This is a genomic window from Desulfomonilaceae bacterium (genome assembly GCA_041662605.1).
Taxonomy (GTDB): domain Bacteria; phylum Desulfobacterota; class Desulfomonilia; order Desulfomonilales; family Desulfomonilaceae; genus CAJBEZ01.
Genome location: JBAZSD010000004.1, coordinates 93,839 through 115,730 on the forward strand (window position 1 = coordinate 93,839; position 21,892 = coordinate 115,730).

Sequence of the window (21,892 nt, forward strand, 5' to 3'; positions counted from 1 at the left end):
TCTATGGTTTATGGTGCCGAAGAGGAGACTCGAACTCCTACAGGCTTACGCCCACCAGACCCTGAACCTGGCGCGTCTACCACTTCCGCCACTTCGGCCCATCAGGTATTTTCACATCTTAGCCGGGACCTGTCAAGACCAATATTATGGTCTCAAATCGTCACCTATCATGAAACGTTGATGGTCTTGTCAGCGAACTATTCCAGGACCTTTATGGGCCTGAGGCGGGACAGTAGCTTGGCTGGTTGGTTTGGGGTCGACGATTGCGTCTATTATACGGACAGGGATCTGTAACACTAAATACGGGATGTATAGGACGCTGGCAATCACGGAATTTTCTTCATGAGCCATTGTGGACCAAGATGCTGAATAGTCCGTGGCCTGACATGTTTGGGCCAAACAATATGACTTGGCGCCGAACAACGACACGACCAGACAAATCAAACAAACGGCCTTTTTCATGGACACCGGCATGTGAACCCGCCAAACGAGAGTACTTGAACTAATCTTCGTATGTCTTCGAATCCTTAATTCGATTACTACACTTGTGCAGTAATTGTCGCATAAAAAGCATCCGCAGTCAAGAACGGTTTTGAAGACTGTTTTCGCTAATCAAACTTGACCTGACTGGTTGATCCGTATAATCATAAAAGTTACATTTCAAATATCGGTTTTACGGTTACTCAAAAAGGGGGACGCCCCAACAGGCCCTAATTTATGGATGGCAGACCTTACTGCAGAACTTGATCGACTGAATTTCCAGGCAGAAAACTTGCCATTGTGATTCCTACGATAATATTATGACTTAAAAATAACCGTTGGGGCATTATGTTCCTTTGCCGAAAAGCGCCAATAGCCCATAGGCAAAATAAGAGAGTCTTCCAGGAGGTGAGGTCAATGATTGAATTCTTTGGGAGGAAGGTGTCTCAAAAGGGAGGAGGAAGACCCTATATAATGTCGGCAAAGCTAAAACCGCCGGTAAAATTCTTTATTGATGATTTTCACTATCATCTTGATAAAAAGCCCTTATTAGTCAGAGTTAGTCGTTATAGACTTGTTCCCTGCGTTTTTGAGTTGCTAAGATTTACTAAACAATGGCCTGAGAAGGGAACCGGCGAGAATTATTACGCGTTTACAGGTCAAACACCAGACGGAACATGTTTCAAAGTAGTCGTAAGGAGGGAAAATCCAAACTACGTTTTACAGACTATTTATCCGTTTAAATAAAGAAAACCCATGTGCTCTCATGCCGTGGTTTGAAACCGTTGGGTTGGGACGAGCAGACGGTTAGCCTCTCGATTTATCTTACCCCTCGGACGGCAACGTGGTGAGGCGCTTATGTCCTCTGCACATGGGGTGTCCAATACATTTAAATGTATAATATGTTTTATTTTTATGTCAATTGTTTATATTACACTGCAAACGCTCTAACTTCTCTCCTAAATAGTTCCCCAAGGCTGCGCCATAAACTCCCCCAAATCGAATTGGCAAAGCCAACCCGAGAACAGTAGCAACTAAAGTATTATTGACAGGCGCCCTAATTTAGTCGTAGAAGCTGTACTGATTTTGTTGAGGTTATTGAGTCTACAAGGGTGTCGCAATGGCCAATCTAGAATTGTTGTGTGAGAAAAGGGATGATATCTTACGTTTAGCCGCTACTTACGGGGCCAGAAATGTTCGTATATTCGGTTCCGTGGTGAGGGGCGAGACTGGCGTGGACAGCGACATAGATTTTCTTGTTGATATGGAGCCTGGGCGCACGCTTTTTGACCTTGGAGGGTTGCTCTTTGAACTCCGAGAGTTGCTTGGCGTTGACGTGGATGTAGTGCATGAAGGTGGCCTCCGAGAAAATGTTCGGTCTCAAATCTTGAAAGAAGCGGCCCCGTTATGAGGGATGACCGAGGCCGGCTTGTCGACATGTTGGACGCCATGAATAATATTCAGAATTATACTGTTCTTGGGAAAGAACGCTTTCAAAGAGCTGAAACACATCCCAATATTCCAGCCAAGCAATTTAATATTCTTCGGATTTCTACCAGATGGTAGCGCCACCGCCACTGAATTTTCCGGCAGTGAACTGATTGTAATTACGAATGATTGTTTGTTCAAAATGTTTACGGTCGCAGACCTCGCTAAAACCAGTCTAATTTATGTCTCAACGTTTTTGAAGCGCTTTTTTGATCTTGACCTTTTTAGCGCCTTTCTTGAACAAACTTTATTTCTGTTACTTGACAATCACGGTTCTCAAAACAATACTAAATAACATATACAAAGGTAACTCATCAAAAAAAGGATGGCTCAGGGACAAAATGTCGGAATACGATATTCTTCTCGAAGAGTCGGGGACAAAAGCTAACCTCATGGGGAACTACGCTTTTGTGAGAGGCATGATTGAAAGTGGGGTACAAGTAGCTACATGCTATCCTGGAAGCCCTACGGCCGAGATGGCGAACGCTTTACTGGCGATATCGCAGAAAGCCGGTATTTATTTCGAAATTTCTACCAACGAAAAGGTTGCTTTAGAAATTGCGGCGACATCCGCGATTGTTGGACGTCCATCCGTATGCTGGATGAAATCAGTCGGCCTCAATGTCGCTGCTGACACTGCTGTTCAACTCTCATACCTGACCATGCCGGGTGGACTTGTGGTCATTCTGGGCGATGATCCAGGGCATCTAAGTTCACAGAATGAGCAAGACAACCGTTATTACGCCAGACTCGCCTATGTTCCCTTTATAGAGCCTTCTGATCCCCAGGAAGCAAAAGATTTCCTGGTATCCGCGATGGAGGTTTCTCAAAAGTATCAGGCTCCGATTTTCGTTCGGGCCACTACTCGAAATTGTCACCAGGTCGGGCCTGTAATATTTGGTGAAAAAGCTCCTCCAAAAGCTGAACTAAACTGGAATAACGCAGAGATGAAGCGTGAGGGCGGCTATGTTCCATTACCAGGGACCTTCCCGCCTCTCAAACGTAAAGCTCTCCAAAATCTTGCCAAAATCAGGGATGAATTTGAAAACCTCGGCGTCAATAAATCAATGCGGGTCGGGCCTGATGAGCCTACGACAAAAATAATTTCTTACGGACATACTTTTCAGGCTACGGTTAGCGCTCTGGAGCATATTGGAGGAAGCGCGGACATTCTTAAACTGGGCATGACACATCCCCTACCCAAAGCAGCCATCGAAAGATTTATAGAATCCGGGGACCAGGTTCACATCCTTGAGGAACTTGACCCTATTCTCGAAAACGAAATAAAGAGTTTTTGTTATGATCAGGGGATACAAGCCAATATTATCGGAAAGTCCGGCCTGGAAGAAGAACTCGATTTGATGATAGGTGAATACGATCCTACGAGACTGGTCAAGATATTGGGACAAAGACTTGGACTGGACACATCCCTGGATTACTACGAAAGTTCGGTGACAGTTCCCGTGAGATCTCCGCAACTTTGTCCGGGCTGTGGGCACAGAACCGCCTTTTACGCGACCAAGAAGGCTATTGGGAAAGACAAGGAAGCTTTTTCCATGGCTGACATAGGGTGCTACTCCCTCGGGTATCTCCCCCCTTATAATCTGGGAAACCTTCTTTATTGCATGGGATCAGGCGCTCCTGCAGCCAGCGCAGTTTCAAAGGCGTTTCCGTCGGAGCCGGTCATAAGTTTTGTGGGCGATTCGACATTTTTTCACGCCGCTATGCCGGGAATAGTTAACGCGGTTTATAACAAACACCGTCAGGTGATTATGGTGATGGACAACGGCATCACAGCCATGACAGGCCATCAACCGAATCCAAATAGCGGGTTCGGAGCCAACGGCCCTGCTCCAAGAATATCAATTGACGAAATTCTAAAAGCTTTCGGAATCCGTTTTATTGAACGAGTGCCTTCCTATGATTGCGCAAAGGTTGAAGAAGCCTTGAAAAGAGCCTTTGAGTTCGCGCAATCTCCCGATGGAGGAGTGGCTGTTGTCATTCAGCAGGAGCCGTGCGCTCTATATAGAACACGAATGGAACGTAAAGCCGGAAAACTGGCGAACCCTCTTCGAATTGACTTGGACATATGTCGAAACATACAGAACTGCCTCAAGGGCTTCGCTTGTCCGGCTATTGAAAGGTTAGATGATCAGAGAGTCTTTATCAACACCGATTTGTGCATTGGCTGCGCTACCTGTGTTCAAACTTGCCCTATGAAAGAAAAGCCGATGAAAAGGATCGAAGATTTCCAGAGGGTTTAAAAAATGAATGGATCTAACTTGAACATCTATGTAAGCGGAGTTGGAGGATTCGGAATTGGGTCCGTTACTCGCATTCTTTCTTCAGCGGCTCAAATAAAGGGTTGGAAAGCTATAGGCTCGGAGACACACGGTTTGGCCCAACGCGGAGGAGTGGTAATCTCAACCCTGAGAATTGGTCAGGACATTGAGGGAAGCCCTTTGATAATTAAGGGCGAGGCCAACATAGTTGTTGCTCTTGAACCTCTTGAGGCGTTGCGCTCGATGCCTTTTTTGAAACGTAACGGAGTGATCATCTATAACACGCAGAGATTTCAGCCCTTGGCAGTAAGGCTCGGGATGGCCGATTACCCTTCCCTGGATGCAATTAAGCTGGAACTTGAGAAAGTCACAAACAGGGTTATACCTGTCGACGCAAGCGCAAAAGCGAAGCAATTAGGTTTGTCGGAAAGCGCTAATGTTATCCTCCTGGGTAGACTTACTCGTGAGAAGGCTTTGCCTTTTGACATGGAAACTATGATAGAGGCTGTGCGGCAAACTACCCCCCCACAATATATTGATATCAACATCAAAGCCCTTGATGTTGGTTAGGCGCTGGAAAGATTCCGGGCGTAAAGTCGGGATTTTCAAGTAAGATCTAAAGTTCCAGACCAAGAAGACGTGAAGCGTTTCGCCATAAAATGGCTTCTATGACTTCAGGATTGTACGGCAACCTTCGCACCTGCTCAACCTGTGACTTGATAGACCAAAGGTTAGGCCAGTCACTCCCAAATACAAAGCGATCATAGTATTGCTCGAGTTTTGGGAAATGGTCAGGTATTTGAGCCGGAGGGATACCAGAGATGTCGATGTGAAGATTGGAATGTCTTCTCAACATCCACTCGGCTTGCTTATACCAGAAGGGTCTGCCACCATGACACATGAGAATGCTAAGATGAGGAAAATCGTTCGCCACATCATCGAGGAGAAGCGGGTCGGCAAAACGAATTAGAGAGTTGGGAAACAGTGATGTCCCTGTATGAAACATCACTATCGAATCAAGGCTCTGAGCGACTTCATAAGCCGGGTACATTCTAGAATCGTCTGGGTAGTAATGGCCGTAAGATGGTAAAAGTTTCAAGCCCTTGCACCCTAAAGACTTTAGAGCATGTTCCGCCTGGACTCCGCAGCCAATCGACGAATTTATATCTATGGCGCCAAAAGGTACCAGATTGGTGTCACCTCCGGCGAACTCTACTGTGAATTCATTCGGAACCACCCCTGTGACCTTTGGTGAGTATTCGGAGAGCAAAACAGCCTTGTCAACTCCTTCAGCCCGAAGAAAGGCCCCGAAGGTTTCGGGAGTCAGAGCCTCCATCGCCTTTAAAGCCTCAGTTCCATACTGCGTTATGAAATAATCTATGAAGGAGCTGATAAGATGCTCGCGTTTCCCTACATGCACGTGAAAGTCAATAACATTCAATTTTATTACCTTCCCTACTGATATTCAGGACCGATGAGCGCCCATCATCAAGAGTCCCCCAATAGGTGTTTCCACTTTCATCTGAAAAGACTTAGCTGTCGCAAATAAATTTGACCGAGGCTGGGATCCTGCGAATACCTCACATATCTGGCATTGGTTTCATTAGCTGAGTAATGTTCAAAACCCGGCCACTGGTCATAAGGGTCTGTTTTTGTTTTTTCTTCGGTAAACCAGTTTTTCCAATTCTGGCCATCTTCCGAGAAATCTATTTTCCATGACTTTGGAACGGTCTCCTCATTTCCCCAGACAATTCTGAGACGTGATATCGGGACGGATTTTTCAAGATCCAAGAGCACAGCGGAATCCTTCCCGGCAGGAATTTCCAGGCCTCTTGGGCCGGGATATCCTTTCAGGATGCTAAGCCCGTCATCTCTGGCTTTGCCGGAAACCAACACCTTTGCGTCCTTTGAATAGTCAGCAAAATATGAGTCAGGTGGCGACTGCAATCTGTTGGATTCCGTCAACGGAAGGCCAAATATTTTCTGTTTGACATCATTGAAAAGAGCTTTCGCCATGACAAAATTGGCGCCATTAGTCACGTGACACCAATCGGTAAATACCCATTCACGAGTGCGGTCAAATATTTGAGTGAGATCCAGAACTTCAAAATGAGCTTCCTGCGCCCTTTTCTTAATCTTGTCCACAAATTCGTTATATGTCATACGAGAATCGTAGAATCCTATCTTCTCCATACCCGTGACTTTTTCTATTTCCTGTTCGATAGGCGTACGCTCTTTCTTGCTGTTCCTGAACATCGGCTGCAAGGCAAACACGTGCGGGACACGATCCGACTGCAAGCTGGAATGATATATAGCCATCACATCAGCAACCTGCTGAATATTATTTCTAAGGTATTGCATCATTTCCGGAGTCGGGTCCTGCGGGTGAGCGGCAAATCCCCTATTCTCCATCAGAATCCCGGGCCCTTCGCCTTTTTCCATGGCCAACCAGGTAAAAAAATATGTGTTGCGTTTTAGCCACAGAGTCGCGTAATTGAGTAGGCCTTTCCGACTCATGTCCATGATTTCACTGGTAACTTCGAAATAAGGCCCTTCAGAGAAATAATTCCAATCCTTCAAGGGCCGAGCCACAGTATGGACCTCATTAGCCCCATCAAGAGCGATGACCAAATCCGGACTATAGAGACGGAGTTTAGCCAGGTAGCGCATTAGATTGTTTTGATAAACAAAACCTGGCACACCGGCGTTGATTACACGAACTCTCTTCCCTCCTATTTTTTGCCTGATGTCGGGGTCCGCGTTCATCAATTCCTGGATAATATGGGGGATAGTCCACCGAAAAGTAACTTCGTAATAATCACAGATAGCGTCCGAAGGAGGAACAGGGCCTCTTCCATAAACTACAGAACCGCCTGTAACGATAACCCTGAATTCATCTTTAGGTTTTTCCGCTGGAACGTTTTCAAAATCCTTGAAGCTTTCATCGTCGATATACTCGAGGGAGTTTCCGAGGCGGGTGTTCCTGACAGCAGCGAATCCCGGGGTAGGCTCATACCCGAATTGAGGAGCCACCGTCTGGGAACTCCTTCTGGCAAGATCCATGTCCTTGCCCTTATAAGCTTGTCCGAGCGGAGAATCCTTGACTTTCAGATACGCGTAGTATTCAAGCCCAGCTAGAGCGCCAAAAATGACCGCAAAAATGAAAGTTATATAGAGAAAAACAAATACAAATTTCCTTAAAAATCCCTTTGGTTTCCTGTTTTCTGTAAGACTCACTTTTCTTTCTCATCTGGAGCAAAATATTGCTAAGGCGCTTCTGAAGGAAGAATCTCTTCAGAAACGCCTTTGGATTGAACTACGCATCGAGCGTCGTCTGAGCCTAAATTGACCTGTTTCAAAACACCGTTCAGCAATAGCGGACCAAGTCCCAAGGTCGTTTAGAACAGAGTGTAAATGAACGGCGCTGCGGCGGGCGACAAAGAAGCCAAAATTATAAATCCAGAAAGAATCACAAGGACTATCAGTATGGGGGCTAACCAAAATTTCTTTCTGACCTTCATAAAATCCCAAAACTCTTTTACCAACGACATGTTTGTTCCTCCTTAGCGCCCGGCCCCTAAAGCCTTCATTAACAAGCTGATCTCATCACCATTAAGTATCTGCGTCAACTCTTCTTTCCCATTGCGGAACCAATACTAAAATTGTTTCTGATATCTCTCGACACTGACGTCCGGTTCCTGTTCCTTTTTCTGCCAATAGGTGGTCGCATCAGGATCCAATTTCCTGTCCATAGGATCCTTTGCGAAAACCTTCATGGCAAGTCCCGTAGGGACAATCACAAGAAAAAATGTCACTGTCAATAATGCCCGTGAAACAAAGTACCCTAAAATAATCGAAAACGATACCCAGACTTTATAGATGAGTCTGAACAACGGCGGAACAAGTCTGCAAAGGAACAACACCGCCCCAACGCATATCCATATGTAGCCGTTGGAGGATCCTTTCCAATATACGAGATAAGCCCCAATTACACCAGGCAACCCCAGAAATATCAGAGCTAGAATGTTCAGGTCCCGCTTGGTTGGTTCACGATACGCCGCTTTGATCTCTTCTCTTATTTCCGAGACAATACTCATAATATCCTGTCAACTCCATTCATGGAAACGTATCCCTGTTGCGATTTTTCGGTTAATCAAGCTCATATTGAGTTCTCCAGTTGGTATCATCTTTCAAGGGTGGCTGCGCTTTCTTGTCCAGAAGATAAGAACCTAGAACCAGATAATCCATTTCCGTCCTCATAAAGCATAGATACGCATGTTCAGGGCTCATAACAATGGGTTCACCGCGTACGTTGAATGACGTGTTTACAATTACAGGACATCCGGTTTTTTCAAAAAATTTGGAAATCATCTTGTGATAGTCAGGGTTGGTCTCCTGGTGCACCGTTTGAATCCTGGCTGAATAATCGACGTGTGTCACCGCTGGAATATCAGATCTTGAAACATTCAATTTATCAATTCCCCACAGTTTTTCCTGTTGATCCGTCATATGCCGACGAATCTTCTTATTTACATCAGCTACCAACAACATGTAGGGGGACGGTCTGTCGAGGTCGAAAAAATCCTGGACTTTCTCCATGAGTACTGAAGGAGCGAAAGGCCTAAAGCTCTCCCGATACTTGATTTTAAGGTTCATTTGACTCTGCATCTTAGGATTCCGGGGGTCTCCAATTATGGATCTGGCGCCCAAAGCTCTAGGGCCGAATTCCATCCGACCGTTAAACCATCCTATCACCTTACCTTCGGCGATGAGATCAGCCACCCTGTCAGGTGAACTTCCGTTCCCCATGAATTGATAAGGATAACCTCTATCATCGAGAAATCTTTTTACGTCTTCGTCGGGAAATTCCGGACCAAGATAGGATCCGTACTGGGCGTCATGAGCGTTATCAGTTTTCCTTTCAGCGCCCAACAGATTGTACCAAACAAAAAGCGCTGCGCCTAAGGCGCCTCCTGCGTCACCAGAGGCTGGTTGAATCCAAATGTCTTCAAAAGGGCTCTCACGTAAAATTCTGCCATTTCCCACGCAATTGAGAGCAACCCCTCCCGCCATGCACAAATACTTTTCCCCGGTAATTTTGTGGATGTGGCTCGCGGTACGAAGCATCACTTCTTCCGTTACAACTTGAACGGATTTCGCTATATCCATTTCTCTCTGAGTGAGCTTGCTTTCAGGCGTTCTAGCCGGACCGCCAAACAGTCTTTCGAAAGCTGAACCGGTCATCGTGAGTCCATACGGATAGGTGAAATAATCCATGTTGAGCTTGAATGATCCATCTTCTTTTATGTCAATGAGTTCCTTAAGAATCAAATCCACGTATTTGGGTTCTCCATAGGGCGCTAACCCCATGACTTTGTACTCTCCCGAATTGACCTTGAACCCGGTGAAATAGGTGAAGGCGGAATAAAGCAGTCCTAAAGAATGAGGGAACTTTAGTTCATAATCGATTGTGAGTTTGTTGCCTACCCCTACGCCAAAGCTAGTTGTAGTCCACTCCCCTACTCCATCCATTGTCAGGAAAGCGGCTCTATTGTAAGGGGAAGGGAAAAAAGCGCTGGCAGCGTGTGATTCGTGATGCTCAGGAAAAAGTAGCGTCCCCTCATACCCCAGACTTTTTTTGATCAAAGATGGTAAATGGAGTTTCTGTTTGAGCCATAGAGGCATAGCCATAAGAAAAGATGCCCAACCTCTCGGCGCAAAGGCAAGGTAGGTTTCCAAGAGCCTTTCAAACTTGATAAAAGGTTTGTCGTAAAAGACCACATAATCCACGTCTTTTATTTCTATCTTAGCGTGTTTTAGGCAGTAATCGATCGAGTCATAAGGAAAACGATGATCGTGTTTAATTCTGGAAAACCGCTCTTGCTGAGCGGCCGCCAGTATAACTCCATCTTGAACCAGACACGCAGCGCTATCATGATAGTATGCGGATAAGCCGAGAATATTCATTTAAACCTACCTGAACAAATTCCATGTCCTTAGCTTGATAACGGGTTCAGACATCTTGATCTGCCTGTATCTTACGAAACGAGCCTGAACAGGTTCGGAACCATAATATTCAAATCCAGGCCAACGAGAGTAGTTATCTGTGTCCTTGTTAGAACCTGAACAAAAATGTTTCCAGTTGTTGTTGTCCTCTGAAACTTCAATAAGCCATTCCTCAGGTGTTGATCGCTCGTCGCCCCAAACAATCCTGAGACGACTGATATTGTAAGTCTGCTGGAAATCCAGAACAATCTCGGGCTTGAGATTTTCGTCTAGCTTAGATGAAACGTAAAGCGCTTCCCCCGGATATCCTCTCTGGAAATTCTGCGGACCAGACATAGGATTTGCCGAAGGTGGGGCACTCAGGACCTCGCTACCCGCTACTAGATCCCAAAAAAAACTGTCCTTGTTCTCAGTCGAATCTCCGGGCCCAAGAGGTTTGCCCAAGAAACGCTCCTTGACAACATCACATAATTCCTTGGCCAGCAGATAATTAGCGCCTGCGGTCAAATGACACCAATCAGTGAAAACCCATTCGGAAACGTCATCAAAATACTGTGAAAAATCTATCAAGAAGTATCCCTTTTTTTGGGCGCTCTCAACAAGTTTCTCAATCAACAGTTTATACACCTTATCAGAAGGGACCCCATAATATTGGCGATATCCTTCCATTTCAGTTATGATTTTTTCTTTCTCGTTAATCGGTTTATTGGTCAAGTAAAACCATGGTTGTAGAGCTAGAATATGCGCTACTCCATCGTTTTGAAGCAAGGAACTGTAATCTTCGACTGTCTTGACCACAACACCTACGTTACGATCGAGATAACGGGAACTCTCTTCAACCGACAGGCCTTGTTCGTCTTCTGATTCCTTGAAGTCTTTTTTGGAGTCGGCTACACCCCTATGGGAGGGGGTTTTCACATTGATTTCCTGAAAGAGATCCTGTCCCGCCCAAAGATAGGTCATCAAATATGTGTTGTTCTTTAGCCACAGTGTCAGATAGGAGGAGAGGCCTCCTGCGCTGTACGAACACATGTCTCTCAAGATGTTATTGTACTGTCCTTCGTGAAAGTAGTTCCAGTCTTTTTCAAGTTTACTGATAAGCGGAAGTTCATTGGCGCCATCTAACGAGATCACCATGTCCGGCTGATAACGCCTAAGTTTCACAGGGTATCTTACCAGAAGGTGTTGAAACGCATGACCCCAAACAGCGGTGTTATAGACCTTTATTTTTTTGCCTTCAATTAAAGGAGTGGAATTGAGAATCGCTTCCATGTAATGGGAAATAGTTTCTCTAAATTCTATCCCGTAATAGTTCATCGCCGGCGCAGCCTCTCCAATGGGCCCCAGCCCGAAAGCCGTAGATCCTCCAGTGAGAAAAATTCTGAACTCATCAGCCGGTTTGTCGACCTCGATGTCTCGAGGATCACGAAAGCCCGCATTGTTGGCGTACTCATAGCGGTTGCCCTTGAGAATATTGTATTCCACACACGCCCCGGGCGTAAAATCATAGTCATAGTGCGTGACTGGGTGTATTGCGTCTTTACGAACCATCTCAAAGTCATGCGGATACACTTCTGAGAAATACGATCTGCTCAAAGCGAATTTTGAGATCTTTTCTATCCCTGCAAATAGTCCGACTACCGCTAACAGAACAAAGATGACGTAAAGGCCAGCTCTGAGAGTTGTTTTGAGAAAATTAATTATGATAGCTCTCCTGAACTAGTTTATCTTGACCAATCTTCGCTTGAACAAACGAATCATAAATATTTCAGGACAATAGGAGCCCAGAATCAAAAGCTTGGTTCTATTTATATCAAAGCTACGTGTAAGGCAAGCCGGCTGGACTGACTCTTGGCTCCCGGATTGGAGAAAATACACAAAAGTGTTATAATTAACCCCTAGATTCACCTATTCTTGGGCAGTTCAGATATGATTCGTAGGGAGGTTCGGACGTTCAGCGAATAGAATTCTGAGACCACTCTACTGAAACTTGGACAAAATTGGCTCGGAGTCCATTTGACGCGTCGACAAACGAATCAGCGACCGAAAATTCAAAGGAGGTCCTATTATGCAGCCGCGTGGTCCACTGATGATAGAGCATCGACTTATTGAGAGAATTCTGGTTCATTTCAGAGCGGAACTTGAAAGGATAGCTATTACAGGAAAAACAGACCCGGTTTTTGTTGATATTGCTGTGGATTTTTTCCGTACCTATGGTGATAGGACCCACCACGGCAAAGAAGAAGAAATATTGTTCCGGGAACTCGGCAAGAAAAATATGTCCGAAACTGATGGCCGAATAATGCAAGAATTGATCAGTGATCACGTAATAGGTCGATCCGTTACCTCTGAATTGGTGGCTGCGAACAAACGTTATCGAACCGGGGATGAAGCCGCCTTGAGTATAATTACCGATAAACTGGCGTTTCTGGCGGATTTTTATCCTCGTCACATTGAAAAAGAAGATAAAGTCTTTTTTCCCTCAATGATGAGATACCTCTCCGACACGGACCAACAGCTAATGCTTCAAGAATTCTGGGAATTTGACAGGAAGATGATTCATGAAAAGTATAGATTGGTAGTCGAATCACTCACATAACGGGTCAATCTCTCTGAGATGAAAACTACAGATTGCAGAAACAGAGCCTTGGATAAGGAATGGCGACGAACTTGACTCTTGATCCCAGCGACCCTGATTTTGAAGCTCGTGTGCGACAAAGCTTCAGCAGACAGAATATGATGAAAACAATCGGGGCCGAAATTTTTTCATCGCGGAAATGTGAAGTTTCGTTGATAAAATACAAAGAATAAAATGAGTTGGAGAAACCTGGCCGGCTGGTGTAATCTTTCGTTACTCATGGCGGAATTCAAAACAGAAAAACAAGAGGAGTTCGTTATGAAAAAGCTATCGATGTCATTTATAGGACTGGTGGCATGCGCTTTTTTACTACTCGGCGCATGCTGCGTGTCATTCGCGGCCGAAGCGCCGCTCACCAAGTCCGGCGCTCAAGTTACGACCGGAGCGACAGACCAGCGCCTTGCCTACAGAATCTACCATAGACCATATTGTTACAAGGTTAAACGTTGCGTGCGCGTAAACAGATTCGGATATTGCAAGCGTTGGAAATGGGTCAGAGTCTGTCCTGGTTGGCGACTTTGATAACTGTGACTGGTTCCTTTCAAGGCTAAATTGGTGCGGCGGCGTACGATTCTTAACATTGCTGCGTGATATGGCGTCGTCCTCCCAAACAGCGGTTCAATGAGTGACTTCCAGAATTGCGTGGAAGCAGGGGGATTAATATTGTCCAGAATGGAGAGGAAATAGTGGCGGAACAACAAAAACAGGCTCGTGCGCAAATTGCGGCAACGGCGCAAATGAAAAAGATAATGGCGTCACATTTTCTTGAAATAGATGAGGCCAAGAAAACCGGAAAACAGAAAGTCGCCTGGTGCACCTCAGTTGGGCCTGCTGAATTATTGCACGCCATGGGTTTCCTCGTCTACTACCCAGAAAATCATGGGGCGCTCCTAGGAGCGACCAGAATGGCTACCGATGTCATCCCGCTCGCCAACGCCGTAGGCTATTCTCCCGATATTTGTTCATATCTGACTGCCGACGTAGGAGCGTATCTTCAAGGTATCACTCCATTAACAAAAGCCTATGGGATTCAAAGTATCCCCAAGGCCGACGTCCTGGTCTACAACACCAACCAGTGCCGAGACGTCCAGGACTGGTTTTCCTTCTATGCCCGTGAATGGAATGTTCCCATAGTTGGGATACATACACATCGCAACATACGTGAGGTTAACGACTACCACGTGGCTGACATTGTCGCTCAGATGAAGTCAATGATCCCTACGTTGGAGCAAGTCTCCGGAAACAAGTTTGACATTGACAAGTTGCGAGAAGTCATCCGTTTATCTTTGCAATGCACTAAATTGTGGCGTCAGGTGCTCGAATGTGGAGCGGCGGTACCCGCCCCATTGACGTTTTTTGACTCCACAATTCACATGGGCCCTGCGGTAGTCCTGAGGGGTAAACCGGAGGCAATTGAATACTATCATCTCCTTATAGATGAGTTGAAAGACCGGATCAAAAACAAACAAGGGGCCATCCCAGGGGAAAGACATCGATTATATTGGGACGGAATGCCGGTGTGGGGAAAACTCCGGGAGTTAAGTGACCAATTCTTTGGGTTGAAAACCAGCGTTGTAGCATCAACATACTGTAATAGCTGGATATTTGACGCGTTTGATGCCAACAAACCATTCGAATCGATGGCGGAAGCATATACCGAGTTGTTCATTGTACGGGATGAATCATACAAAGAATGGTACATGGACAACTGGATAAAGAATTTCCATATTGACGGCGTAATCTTTCATGACGCCAAGACCTGCCCAAACAATTCTAACAACAGGTATTCATTGCCACAACGCATGGCCAAACGCCTCGGACTACCCACGCTAGTAATTCATGGTGATCTAAATGATCTCCGATGTTATTCGGACGAACAGACCAGAACCAATATTGAGGCGTTTGTCGAACAGCTCGATCAAGGATGACCTATTCCGATCCAGCACAAGAGCGTGGCAGCTAGATTGAGGAATGTTTAGTTCATTGGGCAATTACATGAGGTTGCGAATTGTTTTGTCAAGCGAGTAAAACTCTTCGTGGCTGAGACACATCACCAGAATTTCACCGTGAGAGGCTAAATTGGTCTGTGAGTTTGCCGGGGGAATCGACGTTGGTTCCTGCACTACAAAATCCGTCGTTCTCAATAATCAAGGTAATATCGTGGGAAGCCACGTGCTTTACTCCGGCACTGACTTTCAGGAAGCGGCGAATACGGCATGGAGAGAGGCGATAGCCCAGGCCGGGCAAGACATTAGCGCGCCTATCCCCGTTTTTTCAACCGGTTACGGTCGTAATAGCGTAAGTTTTTCCGTCAATAGCCTCACAGAAATTTCCTGTCACGCTCGCGGATGTCTTCATTATTTCAAAGGCCCAATGACTGTCGTTGATATCGGGGGTCAAGACAATAAAATCATAAAGCTAAACTCGCAGGGGAAGCGTGTAAGTTTCAAGATGAACAGAAAATGCGCCGCCGGAACAGGCGCTTTCCTTGAAGAAATGTCTTTACGCCTTCGTCTGCCCATGGCTGCATTGAACGATCTAGCTAAAAGCGCTGACGGCGAAGTGGCTCTCGGCAGTTATTGCACTGTGTTCTCCGGCACTGAGGTTTTGGAGAAGATCAAATCAGGCGCGGCTGTAGATAGAATCGTTAGGGGCCTCTTCCATTCCGTAGTCAAAAGAATTCTGGAAATGGACACCTTGACGGACACCGTTGTAATGACGGGCGGAGTAATCGAACATAATCCATTTCTTATAGATCTGTTGAAAACTCATATACAAAATCAAGTCGTCACACCACCTCATCCCCAGATAATGGGCGCGCTTGGCGCGGCGCTTTACGCCCTTGAAGATTGCCGGCAGACGGAGGATTGAACTTGTCGGTGAATTCTCGGGATGTCAGGCTCCTACTGACGTAGGCCAGTCAAGTAATAGGCCAGTTCAGCAGGAAGTCCAAATGAGAGCATTTTCTCAGCGGTTACGGATGGATTGTAGTTTAAAAGTCGACGCCAAACTATTTTCCTGGTTTCACTGTCATAGGTGATATAGCTGGGATCGGAGCGGCCACCCCTGGGTTGACCGATGCTGCCAGGATTGAGGATAAGTCTTGATTCTCCCGTGTCCAGATAAGTTGTTCCATCTGAAAAAAGGCTCATAAAGAGGACCTGATCTCCATTGTCATCAAGCAGCATCGGCTGATGCGTATGTCCGACACAAACGATCCTACGGGGAGCAAAATCGAGACACATTTTTGATTTGAACCTCTGTCCGGGCCGTATGTAATCCCATTTTTCGGGTTCAAACGCTGAAGAGTGATAAAAACAGTAAGAATTCCATTCCGCCATTAGGGGCAAGTTGCTTATGTAGGCGAAATTGTCTCCAGTAAGTCTTTGGGATGTCCAGACTATAGCCCTGAAAGCAACGGGATTCATTCCCCACTCAGATTCTGCAAGATTCATGGCCGACCACTCGTGATTGCCCAACAAAACAGTGGCGTTTCCAAGGCCCCGTAAAAGTTCCAGACACTCATTCGGATTCGGGCCGTATCCTATCGAATCCCCTAGACAGAACAGACTGTCCGCTCCTTTAACATCAGCCTCCTCCAGAAACGCTTCAAGAGCTTCAAGATTTGAATGCACATCGCTAAAGATTACCATCCGCATTTTTATGGTCCTGGATTTAGCTCATCGTTTCTATTAACTCAAAACTATGCAGCAAACGTGAATCAAGAGCGTCAAGCATAGCATAATCCAAACCCGCGCCGGCAAGCATTCCAAGACAAGTGATATCGATACCAATCGGTTGGCGCCTCCTGTAACCGCTTCTAAGGTTCGACAGCCCCACTACGGTCTTCACCGGCTCACCGAAAATCGCTCCCGCGGCCAGAAGCCTAATCGTTTTTATGGCAGAGCCCATGCGAAACCAGGAATCGTCCCAACTCAAGCTAGGGAGGATCGGGTCAAAAATCAATCTTTCCAATGGGATGTTTGCAACCGAACAGTGTGTATTAATTTGAAGAGCCAGGGAAATCTTTTCTTCAACACTTGGAGGACTGAATGAGAATTCGTCCATCAGCAATATTACCAGATCGCAGCCACTCTCCGCAGCTAAAGGCAGTATGCGTTCAAGCTTTACTCTTTCCATTGAAATAGCATTAATGATAGGTTTTGACTCGCATACTGAAAGCCCTAGCTCTATCAATCTCGGGTTGGGGCTATCGAGAATCAACTTCATTCCGCAATTTTCCTGAACGGTCTCCACAAGAAACCTCATACGATCTTCGTAGCGCTTGGGCAAGTGCCCCGGATTAACGTCAACCATCTGTGCGCCCGATTCTTCGATCCTCTGGAGTAAATGTCGAATCGGCTCAGGATCCAGGTTCTTCATCGCTTCACTAACTACCGGATTTAGGCCGTGTAGATTGTCGGCCACGAAAATCATAGAGTCCCTCTAACATATGTCAGTATCTAGCCTGGAAGTAATCAATGCGTTTCTCTAAACCCTTAATCTTTTCAGGACGCTGGAATAATTTTGTTCAGCCTCACAAGCAGCCGATTCCAATTCATCGATTTGAAACCGCCTTGCTTCATGGTCTTCGACATATTCAACGTTTGCCATAGCTATGTGAAATGCGGATTTGGCTGAGCCTCTCAATATTTCCAATACCACCATCAAGTCTGGAACCAGCCACCTACGACAATTGCGGCCTACTTCAAGAATCAATTCGAATGAGTCCGCAACTTCCACAACCATTTTGTAAGGGCAGGCTATAGCTTCGGAAACAACACCACTGATTTTCGGCCACCGCTCACCATTTCTAATAGAATCTGCAAGAGAATCATATGCCGAGATATCTCTTTCAATCAGTTTCTTGAAAGAGTTGATCTTGCCTTTTATTTTCTGAAGCAGTTCATCACAGATTTTGCGGGAACATCCCGTTTTCTCAGCCCTTAGCGCCTCGATGTGACAAATTTTTTCAGCCAGGGTTAAGCCCACTAGCGCAGTATAAGAAGATACAGATCCACCACCAGGATAAGGTCTGGGTTGTCTTAACGCATCCAGAAAAGTGGACTCTTCAAACGGCATTTTTCACCAGGAATTAGGACTCAGGGACATTGGCTGCTCCTAGTCTTCATGTCTTCGTACCGCTCTATCGCGTGGAGTCTTTCCAGGATACTCAAAGCCTGCTTGTATATAGGGGTGTCTACCATGCGTCCATCAAGACTGGTTGAGGCTCTTCCGTCCTTGACGGCTTCAGTGAAAGCGTTAACTATCCTCTGGGCTAATGATACATCTTCTTCAGTCGGGGCAAAGACGCGGTTCAATATCGGAACCTGATCAGGATGAACACAAATTGACCCTTCAGATCCGAGATTTCTTGCTTTTGCCGCTGAAGTCTCAAAGGTCTCCAGGTTCCTGAACTCCGCCACACTACCCAATACGCCAATAGGGGTTATCCCAAAAGCCTTTGCCGTGATGATCATCTGAGTCATGGGAACCAGAAGAACTGACAAATCACCCGATATTCTGACTCCCAAGGCAGCGCAGTAGTCGTCCACGCCTATGCTCATCGATTCAATCCTGGAGCTGGACCGGGCTATTTCAGACAAGAGTAAAATACCCTGAGGGCTTTCAATATGAATGGAGAATCTGATTTTACCCAATTCCAGTCCTCTTGAGGCTTCGATTTCACGAGTCATGTAGTCTAACTTGACGACTTGAGCCGCTGTTTCAACTTTGGGGATGAAGATGGCGTCCAAGCGCTCACAGACGGCGGCATCGATGTCATCTTCCAGCAATTCCGGCTCGTTGTTGACTCTTACCATCAGCTTGGAAACGCCTTTTCCAGTTATTGAGATAGCATTCTTGAGCATAGTTCTGGCGTGGATCTTTTCGTGGGCTGGGATCGAATCTTCAAGGTCAAGCACCACTGCGTCAGCGCCACGAAGGCAAGCCTTCTCAACAAATTTCGTAACATTTACGGGTGTCATAAGGACCGACCGCAATATTGTCAAATTCATCAGACTGTCTCCTCAACCATTTCAGAACTACATTTATTTGATATCAAAATTTCTCAGACGAGAAAATAATGCCCCAAATGTCCAACTTTTTAAAGTACTTCTTTCGCTAATAAATCATGGGGCATATATATAGTCCTGGACACTGGAATCATTCAGTTCTCGCCAGGAAGTTGGCCGGTCATTTCACAACGCTGATTGTCACAAAGAGCGCTTGGCTTACCGTACACGCCTGTCCAATTGTCAGCAGGCAATGCTTGCGCAATTGGAACTTTTGTGGCCGTTTGAAAATCGCTCGGCGCAGAACTGGACGTTTAGCCGGATTTGTGGGACTATAACCGGATACTGAGAAGTCTGTACTGTGAACCATTTTTTTTGACTCCGAAAAGCGTTTGAGCTAAAATATGAAGTTCTTCTACAAGTATCGTGAAGACTCATTTATGACTAACCACAGATTAATTCTAGCTTGCGCTCTGGTAACGCTGGTATCCTTCGGATGCAGTCCGTTGAATTACATTCGAGGCGGGATATACAGGAACCTTGATGAAGACCTGACAATTGTAAGCCTCACGGAGAACCCCAACAAGTATCTCAACAAACAGATTGTGATTTCAGTCAGGTATTACAAGAAAAGTGATCTTCCATGTCCACTTGGAGACGATTACGTTAATTTCATCATTGCGGACAGAGTTAGCTACATTACGCTAAATAAAGTTTGGATCAAGAAAGACAAAGCGCAAGTTCTTGATACCCTTAAAGAGATGGAGACCATCGTGATGAAAGCGAGGGTTTTTAAAATCGACAAGGAAAAGGACCCTAATCTTGAAGCGCTTGAAATAGTCAAGGAATGACGAGAATATCTTCTCAGAGCTACTCCCGATACCTGCCGGGACTGGAAAGAATTCACAGTGTAAACGCAGGATAAATATTCAGGAGATTATTTTGAATCGAACGCTTGTTACCAGCGCCCTGCCCTACGCCAACGGAGACATACATATAGGGCATTTGGTAGAATATATACAAACAGATATCTTCGTACGCTTTTTGAGGCTGACCAGGGAGGATGTCATATATGTCTGCGCCTCAGATTCTCATGGCGCTCCAATAGAAATCAACGCCGCAAAAAAGGGGATGACTCCTCGGGAACTCGTAAGCGAATTTCATAAACGTCATCAAACCGATTTTGCAAGATTTGAAATAGGCTTTGACGAATTTTACTCTACTGACTCTCCGGAAAACCAGAAGCATTCAGAAATTATTTATCAACGAGCCAAAGAAAAAGGTCACGTCTCATCTCGAGAAATTGAGCAGTACTATTGTGAGAGGTGCGGTCGATTTCTTCCGGATAGATACATTAAAGGAACTTGTCCAAGGTGCTCCGCCCAGGATCAGTATGGAGATGTTTGTGAATCGTGTGGCGCTACCTATCGCCCTACAGACCTGAGCGACGCTCATTGCGCAATTTGTGGAGCCGAGCCTCAACTTCGCAAATCGACGCATTTATTTTTTAAACTTGTCGATTTCTCCGATTTTCTTGACGAATGGACTTCGTACCCCGGTCGGTTGCAGGATGAAGTTAGAGGCTTTGTTAAGTCGTGGATAGATCAAGGACTTAGGGATTGGGACATATCTCGCGACGGTCCATATTTTGGCTTCAAAATACCTGGAGAAGAAAATAAATTTTTCTATGTCTGGTTAGACGCTCCGATAGGCTACATAGCCGCTACCGAGCATTACTGTTCGAAAGGACACGGAGCTACCCTTGAAGAGTACTGGATAGACCCAAAATCCGACGCGGTGATTCATCATTTCATAGGTAAGGATATTGCGTATTTCCATACACTCTTTTGGCCGGCAATGCTAAAAGCCGCCGACTATAGAACCCCAACGTTTGTTCATGTTCACGGGTTTCTGACTGTGGATTCTCGAAAAATGTCTAAGAGTCGTGGCACGTTCATCACGGCAAGACAGTTTGCCGATCGGATCAACCCATGGTTTCTCAGGTATTTCTATGCTTCTAAACTTGGGCCTAGTATTGACGATATAGATTTGAATCTCGAGGAATTTATAAACCGAACCAACGCGGAGTTGGTCAATAATATTACCAATCTCATCAGCCGTTCAGCCGGTTTCTTAAACAAAAGGCTGGACTCAAGGCTAGGGACAATTCCCAAAGACCTTGATGATGTCAAAACAGAGATATTGGCGCATGTTGACAGGTGTTCCGACGACTACAGATCCCTAAAATACGCAAACGTTGTTAGGAACATCCTCGCCATATCGGATATTGCAAACAATTATGTCCAGAAGAATGAGCCGTGGTCCTCAATAAAGTCCGATCCTGAAAAGTCTCGAAATGACCTTACTTTTGCGATAAATTGTATAAAAATACTCACAGTGCTTCTAAAACCGATTCTGCCGGCTTACACGCTTAAGGTTGAACAACTGTTAGGAGTTCAGAGCCTGAGGTGGGAAGACGCCAAGTTCGATTTTGAAAATCGTACCATAAACACTTTTGAGAAGCTCGTCGACAGGCTTGAGCCAGGGATTATGGACAGGCTCATTGAGGCTTCAATAAACAATGTACCTTCAAAACAATCAAGAGCAGACATTACGGATTTCAAGGAAGAAATTTCAATAGAGGACTTTGGTAGGCTTGATCTCAGGGTAGGAAAAATACTCTCCGCAACAGATGTAGAAGGAGCCGACAAGCTCGTAAAACTTCGAGTTGATGTCGGAAAAGAGATCAGGACTGTTTTCGCCGGTATAAAATCGTCTTATGCGCCGGATGAACTGGTGGGACGTACTGTCGCTGTCGTATGCAATCTGGCCCCTCGGAAGATGAGGTTTGGGGTCAGTGAAGCGATGGTAATGGCAGCCAGTTCACCTGAAGGAAAAATAATCCTGTGTGAATTCGACCAGGAGGCTTCGCCGGGTTCAATAATAAAATAATTTGTCTACAATTCTTGTGCGATCATATTAGA

Annotated in this window: 21 protein-coding genes and 1 tRNA gene; 10 read left to right on the plus strand and 12 right to left on the minus strand. The window is 45.6% G+C overall.

The genetic code is table 11. The features are described 5' to 3' along the window. Positions 1–11: 11 nt before the first annotated feature. A tRNA-Leu gene (locus WC647_04795) sits at positions 12–98 on the minus strand. Between the two features lie 91 nt (positions 99–189). Further along, positions 190–474, minus strand: a complete 285-nt coding sequence (locus tag WC647_04800; GenBank protein MFA6221611.1) for a hypothetical protein — start codon at positions 472–474, stop codon at positions 190–192. Between the two features lie 423 nt (positions 475–897). On the opposite strand from WC647_04800, the gene WC647_04805 reads away from it, so the two are divergent. The 4 genes from WC647_04805 to WC647_04820 all read left to right on the plus strand — a co-directional run bounded on the left by WC647_04805 (position 898) and on the right by WC647_04820 (position 4,820). Then, positions 898–1,227, plus strand: a complete 330-nt coding sequence (locus WC647_04805) for a hypothetical protein (protein ID MFA6221612.1) — start codon at positions 898–900, stop codon at positions 1,225–1,227. Between the two features lie 373 nt (positions 1,228–1,600). Continuing rightward, a complete protein-coding gene (locus tag WC647_04810; GenBank protein ID MFA6221613.1) occupies positions 1,601–1,891 on the plus strand; it encodes a nucleotidyltransferase family protein in 291 nt (96 codons plus the stop codon). 418 nt (positions 1,892–2,309) lie between these two features. After that, positions 2,310–4,232 carry a thiamine pyrophosphate-dependent enzyme gene (locus tag WC647_04815; GenBank protein ID MFA6221614.1) on the plus strand — a complete coding sequence of 641 codons (1,923 nt, stop codon included), beginning with the start codon at positions 2,310–2,312 and terminating at the stop codon, positions 4,230–4,232. A gap of 3 nt (positions 4,233–4,235) precedes the next feature. Beyond that, positions 4,236–4,820 (plus strand): indolepyruvate oxidoreductase subunit beta, encoded by a 585-nt coding sequence (locus tag WC647_04820; GenBank protein ID MFA6221615.1) that lies wholly within the window; start codon positions 4,236–4,238, stop codon positions 4,818–4,820. A 46-nt stretch (positions 4,821–4,866) separates the two neighbouring features. Here WC647_04820 and WC647_04825 read toward each other — a convergent pair whose 3' ends face one another. From WC647_04825 to WC647_04850, 6 genes are all read right to left on the minus strand, one after another. Beyond that, positions 4,867–5,691 (minus strand): amidohydrolase family protein, encoded by an 825-nt coding sequence (locus WC647_04825; protein ID MFA6221616.1) that lies wholly within the window; start codon positions 5,689–5,691, stop codon positions 4,867–4,869. Positions 5,692–5,768: 77 nt separating this feature from the next. Beyond that, positions 5,769–7,487 carry a discoidin domain-containing protein gene (locus WC647_04830; GenBank protein MFA6221617.1) on the minus strand — a complete coding sequence of 573 codons (1,719 nt, stop codon included), beginning with the start codon at positions 7,485–7,487 and terminating at the stop codon, positions 5,769–5,771. A 161-nt stretch (positions 7,488–7,648) separates the two neighbouring features. Further along, on the minus strand, positions 7,649–7,801 hold the full coding sequence (locus tag WC647_04835; GenBank protein MFA6221618.1) for a DUF5989 family protein: 153 nt from the start codon (positions 7,799–7,801) through the stop codon (positions 7,649–7,651). 105 nt (positions 7,802–7,906) lie between these two features. Further along, positions 7,907–8,347 carry an SxtJ family membrane protein gene (locus tag WC647_04840; GenBank protein MFA6221619.1) on the minus strand — a complete coding sequence of 147 codons (441 nt, stop codon included), beginning with the start codon at positions 8,345–8,347 and terminating at the stop codon, positions 7,907–7,909. Between the two features lie 52 nt (positions 8,348–8,399). Further along, the gene (locus WC647_04845) at positions 8,400–10,217 is read right to left on the minus strand and encodes a carbamoyltransferase (GenBank protein ID MFA6221620.1); all 1,818 of its coding nucleotides are present in this window, start codon (positions 10,215–10,217) and stop codon (positions 8,400–8,402) included. 6 nt (positions 10,218–10,223) lie between these two features. Then, on the minus strand, positions 10,224–11,807 hold the full coding sequence (locus WC647_04850; GenBank protein MFA6221621.1) for a discoidin domain-containing protein: 1,584 nt from the start codon (positions 11,805–11,807) through the stop codon (positions 10,224–10,226). 517 nt (positions 11,808–12,324) lie between these two features. Here WC647_04850 and WC647_04855 point away from each other — a divergent pair. The 4 genes from WC647_04855 (at position 12,325) to WC647_04870 (ending at position 15,765) form a co-directional block, all read left to right on the plus strand. After that, entirely contained in the window at positions 12,325–12,855 is a 531-nt protein-coding gene (locus WC647_04855; GenBank protein ID MFA6221622.1) for a hemerythrin domain-containing protein, read from the plus strand. Positions 12,856–13,152: 297 nt separating this feature from the next. Continuing rightward, the gene (locus WC647_04860) at positions 13,153–13,416 is read left to right on the plus strand and encodes a hypothetical protein (protein MFA6221623.1); all 264 of its coding nucleotides are present in this window, start codon (positions 13,153–13,155) and stop codon (positions 13,414–13,416) included. A 164-nt stretch (positions 13,417–13,580) separates the two neighbouring features. After that, positions 13,581–14,822: a 2-hydroxyacyl-CoA dehydratase family protein gene (locus WC647_04865; protein ID MFA6221624.1), complete on the plus strand. Its 1,242-nt coding sequence runs from the start codon at positions 13,581–13,583 to the stop codon at positions 14,820–14,822. Positions 14,823–14,973: 151 nt separating this feature from the next. Next, a complete protein-coding gene (locus WC647_04870) occupies positions 14,974–15,765 on the plus strand; it encodes an acyl-CoA dehydratase activase (GenBank protein MFA6221625.1) in 792 nt (263 codons plus the stop codon). 32 nt (positions 15,766–15,797) lie between these two features. Here WC647_04870 and WC647_04875 read toward each other — a convergent pair whose 3' ends face one another. From WC647_04875 to WC647_04890, 4 genes are read right to left on the minus strand one after another with little or no spacing between them, the layout of a single operon-like run. Next, a complete protein-coding gene (locus tag WC647_04875) occupies positions 15,798–16,553 on the minus strand; it encodes a metallophosphoesterase family protein (GenBank protein MFA6221626.1) in 756 nt (251 codons plus the stop codon). A 16-nt stretch (positions 16,554–16,569) separates the two neighbouring features. Continuing rightward, complete coding sequence (locus WC647_04880) at positions 16,570–17,331, minus strand: dihydropteroate synthase (GenBank protein MFA6221627.1); 762 nt, start codon at positions 17,329–17,331, stop codon at positions 16,570–16,572. Positions 17,332–17,385: 54 nt separating this feature from the next. Continuing rightward, positions 17,386–17,976 carry a cyclodeaminase/cyclohydrolase family protein gene (locus WC647_04885; GenBank protein MFA6221628.1) on the minus strand — a complete coding sequence of 197 codons (591 nt, stop codon included), beginning with the start codon at positions 17,974–17,976 and terminating at the stop codon, positions 17,386–17,388. A gap of 20 nt (positions 17,977–17,996) precedes the next feature. Further along, positions 17,997–18,911, minus strand: coding sequence for a CoA ester lyase (locus WC647_04890; GenBank protein ID MFA6221629.1), 915 nt, complete (start codon positions 18,909–18,911; stop codon positions 17,997–17,999). Positions 18,912–19,348: 437 nt separating this feature from the next. Between WC647_04890 and WC647_04895 the strand changes: the two genes are divergently transcribed. After that, the gene (locus WC647_04895; protein MFA6221630.1) at positions 19,349–19,759 is read left to right on the plus strand and encodes a hypothetical protein; all 411 of its coding nucleotides are present in this window, start codon (positions 19,349–19,351) and stop codon (positions 19,757–19,759) included. Positions 19,760–19,850: 91 nt separating this feature from the next. Continuing rightward, positions 19,851–21,860 carry a methionine--tRNA ligase gene (gene metG / locus WC647_04900; GenBank protein ID MFA6221631.1) on the plus strand — a complete coding sequence of 670 codons (2,010 nt, stop codon included), beginning with the start codon at positions 19,851–19,853 and terminating at the stop codon, positions 21,858–21,860. Positions 21,861–21,892: the final 32 nt, after the last annotated feature.